This is a genomic window from Oleiphilus sp. HI0061 (assembly GCF_001635675.1).
In genome coordinates this window covers 1-7,292 of record NZ_LWFE01001030.1, presented here as the reverse complement: position 1 = coordinate 7,292, position 7,292 = coordinate 1, and the positions used below count along the sequence as shown (strand labels likewise).

Annotated in this window: 7 protein-coding genes; all 7 read right to left on the bottom strand. The window is 41.7% G+C overall.

The annotated features are described in order from the left end of the window. Positions 1 to 55: 55 nt before the first annotated feature. Entirely contained in the window at positions 56 to 1,312 is a 1,257-nt protein-coding gene (locus tag A3735_RS12995) for an O-antigen ligase (RefSeq protein ID WP_068514001.1), read from the bottom strand. Positions 1,313 to 1,317: 5 nt separating this feature from the next. After that, positions 1,318 to 2,343 (bottom strand): polysaccharide deacetylase family protein, encoded by a 1,026-nt coding sequence (locus tag A3735_RS12990; protein ID WP_068513998.1) that lies wholly within the window; start codon positions 2,341 to 2,343, stop codon positions 1,318 to 1,320. 70 nt (positions 2,344 to 2,413) lie between these two features. Continuing rightward, positions 2,414 to 3,634, bottom strand: a complete 1,221-nt coding sequence (locus A3735_RS12985; RefSeq protein ID WP_197476021.1) for an MtrB/PioB family outer membrane beta-barrel protein — start codon at positions 3,632 to 3,634, stop codon at positions 2,414 to 2,416. Between the two features lie 55 nt (positions 3,635 to 3,689). After that, entirely contained in the window at positions 3,690 to 4,424 is a 735-nt protein-coding gene (locus A3735_RS12980; RefSeq protein ID WP_068513993.1) for a hypothetical protein, read from the bottom strand. Further along, the gene (locus A3735_RS12975) at positions 4,425 to 5,954 is read right to left on the bottom strand and encodes an XrtA system polysaccharide chain length determinant (protein WP_068634368.1); all 1,530 of its coding nucleotides are present in this window, start codon (positions 5,952 to 5,954) and stop codon (positions 4,425 to 4,427) included. 6 nt (positions 5,955 to 5,960) lie between these two features. Next, positions 5,961 to 6,575, bottom strand: coding sequence for an XrtA/PEP-CTERM system exopolysaccharide export protein (locus tag A3735_RS12970; protein WP_082880615.1), 615 nt, complete (start codon positions 6,573 to 6,575; stop codon positions 5,961 to 5,963). 118 nt (positions 6,576 to 6,693) lie between these two features. Then, the coding region (locus A3735_RS12965) for an exopolysaccharide biosynthesis polyprenyl glycosylphosphotransferase (RefSeq protein WP_156499648.1) at positions 6,694 to 7,292 on the bottom strand (599 nt) is incomplete at its 5' end.

Genomic DNA, 7,292 nt, shown 5'->3' with positions numbered 1-7,292 from the left:
GATATTTATCGAAGAAAAGTAGGTGTTTTTTAACACGCTCTTAGGCAAAGTAACCTCACAATAAAAAACGGACCGTAAAATAGATCAAAACCAAGCTGGCTGAAAATACTAGAAAAACCTTGCCTGAATAGTCTTTAAAGCTGAGACGATAGTAACCCTTTTGATATCCAGTCGTACGATAAAAACCCGCAACAAACATCGCACAAAAAATATATAACATAGGTGTATAAGAACGGCTTAGGAAAAAAGCTGTCGCCAAGTAGCCAAGCATAGAATAAGTTAAGGTACGAGCAATGGACTGTTCAGTAGCACTTGCCTTCTCAAATAAGCTCCCCTTTATTTTCTTATTCCAGATAAGCAATAACATCAGAGCAGAAAATGTTAAGAACCCAACCCATAAATAGTAGCCACTCAAGCCCAGCTCAGAAAACACCAAAACAAAAGAATTATGAGCTGTCAGATAGTGATGATCTGTAAACTGCCCCATACCAACCCCCAAAACCGGCTTCCAGAAAAGCAACTGAAAACCTTCATACCAAGCTTCTAAGCGCCCTTCAGCAGAAGCTTCTTCGGAGTCTATTTCCCTAAACATACTCATTACAACCAAAGCAACAGGTGCTGCAAATGCCCCGGCAATCATGCTCTTCTTTAGGCCATAGCGATTAAAGAACCATAAACCGACTTGAGACATTGTTGCCAACAACGCTCCGCGCGAATTAGTTAAATATATGCCATACAATATAAAGCCAGCTGAAAACATAAACAAAGGTTTGAGAAGGGTATTTGCACGATAAAAAAAGTAGAAGGTAAGTGGCAGGACCATTACCAAGTACATCCCTAGATCATTCGGATCATTGAAAATTCCCAAGTAAGTAATCCTAGTCCCTTGAGATAGAGCCGCACCACTCCAGCCCACACCGTCATTTGATGCCTTTTGGGCCATGCCGTCGTTAACCATAACCAAAGCTGCAACCACCATTAAAAGTAGTGCAATATGCTGCTTCTTTTCAGTATTCACCAGATTTTGAATAATCAGAAAAGGAAGAAAAATCGAAGTTAGATAAGCAGTTAGATTTTCAACTGCATATGCGAAAGAGTTATTAACAAAAGCTGATAAAAATATAACTGGAATTAACCAAAACAATAAATTATTCTGCGGGGCATCAAAACGACGATTCTTGTCAGCAAGCATAAACAATGCAGCAACAATGAGTGAGAATTTTACAAGCGGCAACCCCATAAGCGGCCCAAAGAACTCTTGAGGCCGAATTAAAACAAAAGCCAAGTAGGCTATTAATGCAACAAAGGCCACGCTCCTTAATCGTCCATATAATTTGCAGCAAAATACCTAGGACAAGTCAACAAGCCTTTAAACCAGCTTAGTGTGACCGTACTATCCACATGTAAGCGCTTTAATTCATATATCCCCTGATCAATAGAACTTACAACACCCGATAAATAGGAACAAGCTACTTTAAACCCCGCCTCTTTTGCGGCGTCCATTACATCCTGATTAAATGCCCCGACGCCACCCACAGGATAGGCCAACACCTCACAGCGCCCAATTCGTTTCTCAATAGCATCCTTCGACTGAAAGAGCTCTGCCTTCATACTTTCCACATCTAGATTTGCCAGAACAGAGTGCGTTACAGAGTGTGAACCGAATTCCACCCCCCAATCGGACATTTCCTCGACCATATCCCAGGTCATCATTTTGCTATCAGGGTAACTTTGCTCTCGTTCGATTCCCAGCTCCTCAAAAAGATCCAAGAGTCTTTGTTGTCGTTTATCGTCTGGAATACGCTTCAAGAAACGTAAGAAATCCTCAATTATCGTTTCTACATTGCACAATTGAATTTCAATAGTTTTGTCCGCACCATCCGGGGCTGCACTTAAGGTTCGCCCAATGTTCGACTTAAGGGCATACACCAACCTTTCAGACCAGAGCGTATCAGAAGTACCTATTAAACCCGTCGTGATAAAGATAGTTGGCCTGATATTATATTTCTTAAGGATTGGAAAAACATTGTGGTAAAGGTCATCAAAACCATCATCAAAGGTTAGTGAGACGATTTCTCGATTTCCTGCATTTTCAAAAGCGTCTATAGCTTCAGACAATGGCAAGACATTATAGTTACTCGATAAAAACTTCATTTGGCGATCAAAATCCTCAACGGATGCATCAACCAAGTGTTGATCAAATAAGTACTTATCTACGTCGATATCCATAACACGATGATATGCAAGTATTTTTAAAGATGGAGCTCTAGAATCATACAAACGCAGCAGTGGAAGTAAACCGAGGTGCGAGAATAAACTGCTTAGTAATTTTTTCTTATTCATGAATCATCCTTTATTGCATTTAATGCTCAACACATCCCTACAAACACAATAGTTATTGATAATTGCAGCTCTAGATCAAAGTCCAATTGAGACTAATTCCTACTGACAACTCTTCATATTCCCGCACGGCATTCTGGGAGTTTCGTCTCGTTTCGTGCTGAATGAAGCCTCCCATTCTAAGGCTCGGAGAAAACTGATAATCAGCATCTATTTGATAAGTGGCCGTATAGTCTTTGCCGACTGCTGCCTGCTCCAGGTAGTCAGTCTGATTGAATTCAACATTAAAGCCCATCGAAAAATCCGAGAAAATATCCCGTCCTATTGAGAAGCTGGCTTCCTTTATCTTCTCATCCTCATTTTGCAACTCATAATTCTCATATTCCCATGAAAAGTTAAAACCATAATCATATACTCCAAACTCACGAGCAATACTCAAAGAGGCCACGCGCCGCTTCACAATATCATTTCCATCTGCAGCAAAAGAGCTGATGCCCGGGACCGTAACTTCGAACCCGATTGACGCGTCAGAGATATCTTCCAAATAGCTAAGCGTCACATCATGCAACCAAAGCTGTTGCCGGTTAAAAGATAAACTATAAAAATTTGATTCAGTTTCTGCACTCTCTTCAGGCACTAACTGCGTGCGCCCTGCACTTAAACTAACACTGCCATCAACAAATTGACGAAAAAAACCTACACCCAGCTGAATACGGTCATACTTTTCAGTACCGTCAGCATCCAACATTACTTCATATTGCCCGGTTAAGTTCACACCGGTAATCGAGTTAATTTGGTGAGCAATGGCCGCGGAAAAATCAGCACGCTGCGTATCTGAGGTATTACTTTGAGAATTTTCTACGATTGTATAGCTGCCTTCTCCTGTTAAATATGTAGTTGGAGACACTACATAGGTAATGCTCGGGCCACTGGAAAGAGTATCCCTATGCCCTAGGTTGCCCGGCCTTGCTTGCTCTAGCGGGTCATCAAGAGTCTGGCTACGCGTAAAAGACGTCTGCCAACTTAAGAAATCCTCAATTAGATCAAAGTTTAATAATCCCAACCCTGTACTCAAGGTCGTTTCACCCTCGTAACTACCGCTATAGTAGTGGTCTTTTTCTAGAGTAAAGTTAGCATTGGTTTGAAACGTTTTTCTTTCTTCTACTACACCAGCAGAGAGGGAGAGGGTATGAACGGTATCTTGATCTTTTACGTCACTTGCAAGGCCTATGTTATCTGTGTACTCAACACTATTCGATAACACTGCAGTATACTCGGCTGCCAATACGGGCAAAGAAAGGCCAAGTAAGCATATAAACCTGAGAAGTGAGCACCGATTCATCATAAGTTTAATTATTGTAAACCAGGCCAGCTAGCTTATCTTTTCCAACCACATCAATTGCAGCTTCTACCTGCTCCTGAGTAGCTCGACCATGAGGAACCACTAACACAACCATATCTGCGATTTCGGTCAATATTCTTGCCTCTGACGATTCTGTGACTGGCGGGGCATCAATAAAAATATAGCGATCACTGTATCGTGAACGAATTTCATCAATAAAATGCTGCATCTTATCGGATGAAAAGTACTCTGCAGCACCCTCACTATTATCGCCAATCGGCACAACCCGCAAACGCGGAACACCCGTCGCATAAACGACATCTTTGACATCAAAGCTTGCATGACTTAAATAGTCAGTAATACCAACGCTCGCATCCCCAATAATCAACTGTTCCAAGCTTGGCGCGTATAGGTTTGCATCAATTAACATACTGGTTTTGGCTTTATCCAAAGCAAAAACGCTCGCAAGATTCATCGCGACATAGCTCGCGCCACCTTGATGACAGATAGAAGTCACCATACATACAAAATTCTTTTTATTATTCTTTTTCATTAGCTGCGTTCGCAGCTCTCTAAATATATTTAGAATTTTAGCGTTGGTTTTCTGACCGCTAATTAGCTTAAGGCGCTCCAATTCCTCAATAGTGAACTGATCCACCTCTCCCATACGCCTAATTTCAGCCCGTTCTTGATCACCCGTTTTAAAACCGGCTACGCCCTGACTTTGAGAAATATCACTCATCTAAACCATCCCCAACTTCGCAGCAAATGCCAAACCTATATATGCAGCCAAAATTACAATAGAAAGCGCGACACAAATGATCATATCAATTCTTACAACGCGCTTTGTAAAAGCGGTCTTAATATGAGGAATGACAGCTAAAGTCGTTACATCAAGCTCATGTAAACGTTCAGGAAAACGAATTCGCTGATCAACAAAAATATATGCAACAGCCAAACCTATAATGACCAACAATCCGACTATTGGCCCCAATAAAACAAAGTGTAAAAAACGCAAGCCAACAGGGTTAAGCGGCGGTAAAGCCGGCTCTTGAATACGATAAGTTACACCCTGCCCCTCAACGTTCAATGTCATTGATAAACGAGCCTTCTCTTTTCTCTCAAGCATATCTTCATAGATACGCTTAGTCACTGTATAGTCTCGAGTAAGCTCTGCCTCTTCCGCTCCTCTTTCTGCAATACGTTTGCGCCGGTCAAACTCTTTATCCATCAAGCCCCGTAACGCACTTAAGCGTTTTTCTTTCGTCTGCTTTCGGGTAATAGCGTTCGACAAGCTACTTCGAAGCTCTTGATATAATGGGTTTAATACTGCTTCCTGCTCGTTACCAGCTCCCGAATTATCATTATCTGAGTTCTTATTCGCATCGGCTTGCCTCATAGCATCACGAATATCTTCGATCTGATAAGTTAAACTTACTACATCAGGGTAATCTTCAGTATAGGTTAACAACAAATTATTACGGCTTGCCTCTAGTGATTTAAGGCGTTCACCATACACGTCTGCTTTATATTTCTGGGAAGAAAACTCGGACTCGTTACTTAATTGCCTTTGAACCGCTACAATGGATGTCTCATCTTCGTCGATACTTATTTTTAGCTCTTCTATTTGCGAGCGAATACGACTAATACTTGAATCCACATCACCGTCACGACCATCAAAATTCTGAGACCTGAAGTTCTTCAAGCGCTCTTCTGCCAGCAATAGTTGATCTTTATACTGCTTTACCTGGTTATCGATAAACAAAAAAGCTTCGCGACTTTCCGTACGCTGCTCATCCGTACTTGCACGAATAAAAACATCTACAACCTCATTTATCACCCTGTAAGCGTCATCAGCCGTTGAATCTGAATAGGCTACTTTAATGTAACCAGCCCCCAGACCTCTAACTTGAACTTTAGAACGCAGACTATTTATCTGCTGCCCCAGCTCCTCTGCAGATTCAAAGCTGTCGATCCCATAAACATTTTCAACCACTGTCTTTAGGATCCGAGGAGACTGGATCATATCTCGTACAACCTTCGTATGGTTCTGGACCTTAGATTGCGCAGCCTGAGTCGCTAAAAGTGGCTTTAGTATATTCTGGTTATCGGCAAAGATTGTGGCGGATGTTTCAAACTTTGAAGGCCAGAAAATCCCAGTCACCAATACTGCAAAGCTCACGACAGTGAACCCAAACAAGCATAAAAACTTTCTCTGCCACAACTCTCGAAAAATGACACCGATATAACGAATTAACAGCGCAAAATCCATATTCGTCTAGAAGCCTCTCTCTGGAACAGTAATAATGTCTTGCGGGTAAAGGGTATAATTGGAATCCAGAATTCCTTTTTCTAATATATCATTCAAATAGATCGGGTAAACTTTTGCTCCTTCAGCTGTCTGACGATACAACTTAGACCCGTCGCCATCTGCAAATACAGTTACACCACCCGCTTCTAACACCACATCTAAAACTGTAATACCTTTACGATAAGGGATCGATCTTTGTTGCTGCACCGCACCGGTTACTCGAATTCGATGAATAAAATCCGCACTCGTTGGATTGGAGACAATCACCGTTACTTTGGGGTTGCGAATATAACTATTGAGTTTATCCTCAATAATCGTTGATAATTCAGCGGTCGATACGCCATCCACTTCGATGTCACCAGCCAAAGGTACAGAGATTTTTCCATCCGGGCGCACCAGAACAGATACTGACAGGTCTGGATTTCTCCAAACATTCACTTGTACAGCATCGCCAACACCTAAGAGGTATTCTTCTACAACCCCTATACTGGTTTCAACAGGCTGCTCCTTCACAACATTCTTAGTCGAGCAGGCACTTAGAAAACCCACCAACACAAAACAAATAATTAGTTTTATTTTCATCCTTCGACCCTTTGCCCTTACTCTAATCTTAAAAACGAACAAGCTCTTCGCCCTAACACAATAAACCTACCCTGCTTACGAGCTCGCTTTGACACCCAGTGATTACTACAATAACAGTTTAATGAACACCCTTGCCCAACAACACAACTTCAACCGTTTGTATCACAATCAACACATCCATAAAGAAGCTATGATTCTTAACATAATACAAATCATATTTTAACTTATTTCTCGCATCGTCAACCGACGCGCCATAGGGGTACTTTAACTGTGCCCAGCCCATCAATCCCGGTTTTACTTTATGCCGAGCATCGTAAAAAGGTATTTGTTCTTTCAATTCTTCTACAAACTGAGGCCTTTCTGGACGAGGCCCAACAAAACTCATATCGCCCGTAAAAACATTATAAAGCTGCGGCAATTCATCAAGACGTGTATTTCTGATAAACGCCCCCACTTTTGTTACGCGCGCATCATTTTTAGTCGCCCAAACGGCCTTACCGTCTTTCTCCGCATCTTGAGCCATACTTCTGAATTTATAAATAGAGAACTCTTTTCCATTCAGCCCGACACGCGTCTGACTGTAGAGAATTGGCCCGTCACTTTCTAGCTTAACCGCAATGGCAGTTATCAACATAAACGGCCAGGTAAGCAATAAAATCAGGCTTGCGACGGTCAAATCAAATAACTTCTTTAGAATATCTCGTGCTTGAGAATAGA

Coding starts and splice junctions, on each gene's coding strand:
- A3735_RS12990 (WP_068513998.1), bottom strand. CDS start 2,343: ATGAATAAGAAAAAATTACTAAGCAGTTTATTCTCGCACCTCGGTTTA.
- A3735_RS12980 (WP_068513993.1), bottom strand. CDS start 4,424: ATGAGTGATATTTCTCAAAGTCAGGGCGTAGCCGGTTTTAAAACGGGT.
- A3735_RS12975 (WP_068634368.1), bottom strand. CDS start 5,954: ATGGATTTTGCGCTGTTAATTCGTTATATCGGTGTCATTTTTCGAGAG.
- A3735_RS12970 (WP_082880615.1), bottom strand. CDS start 6,575: ATGAAAATAAAACTAATTATTTGTTTTGTGTTGGTGGGTTTTCTAAGT.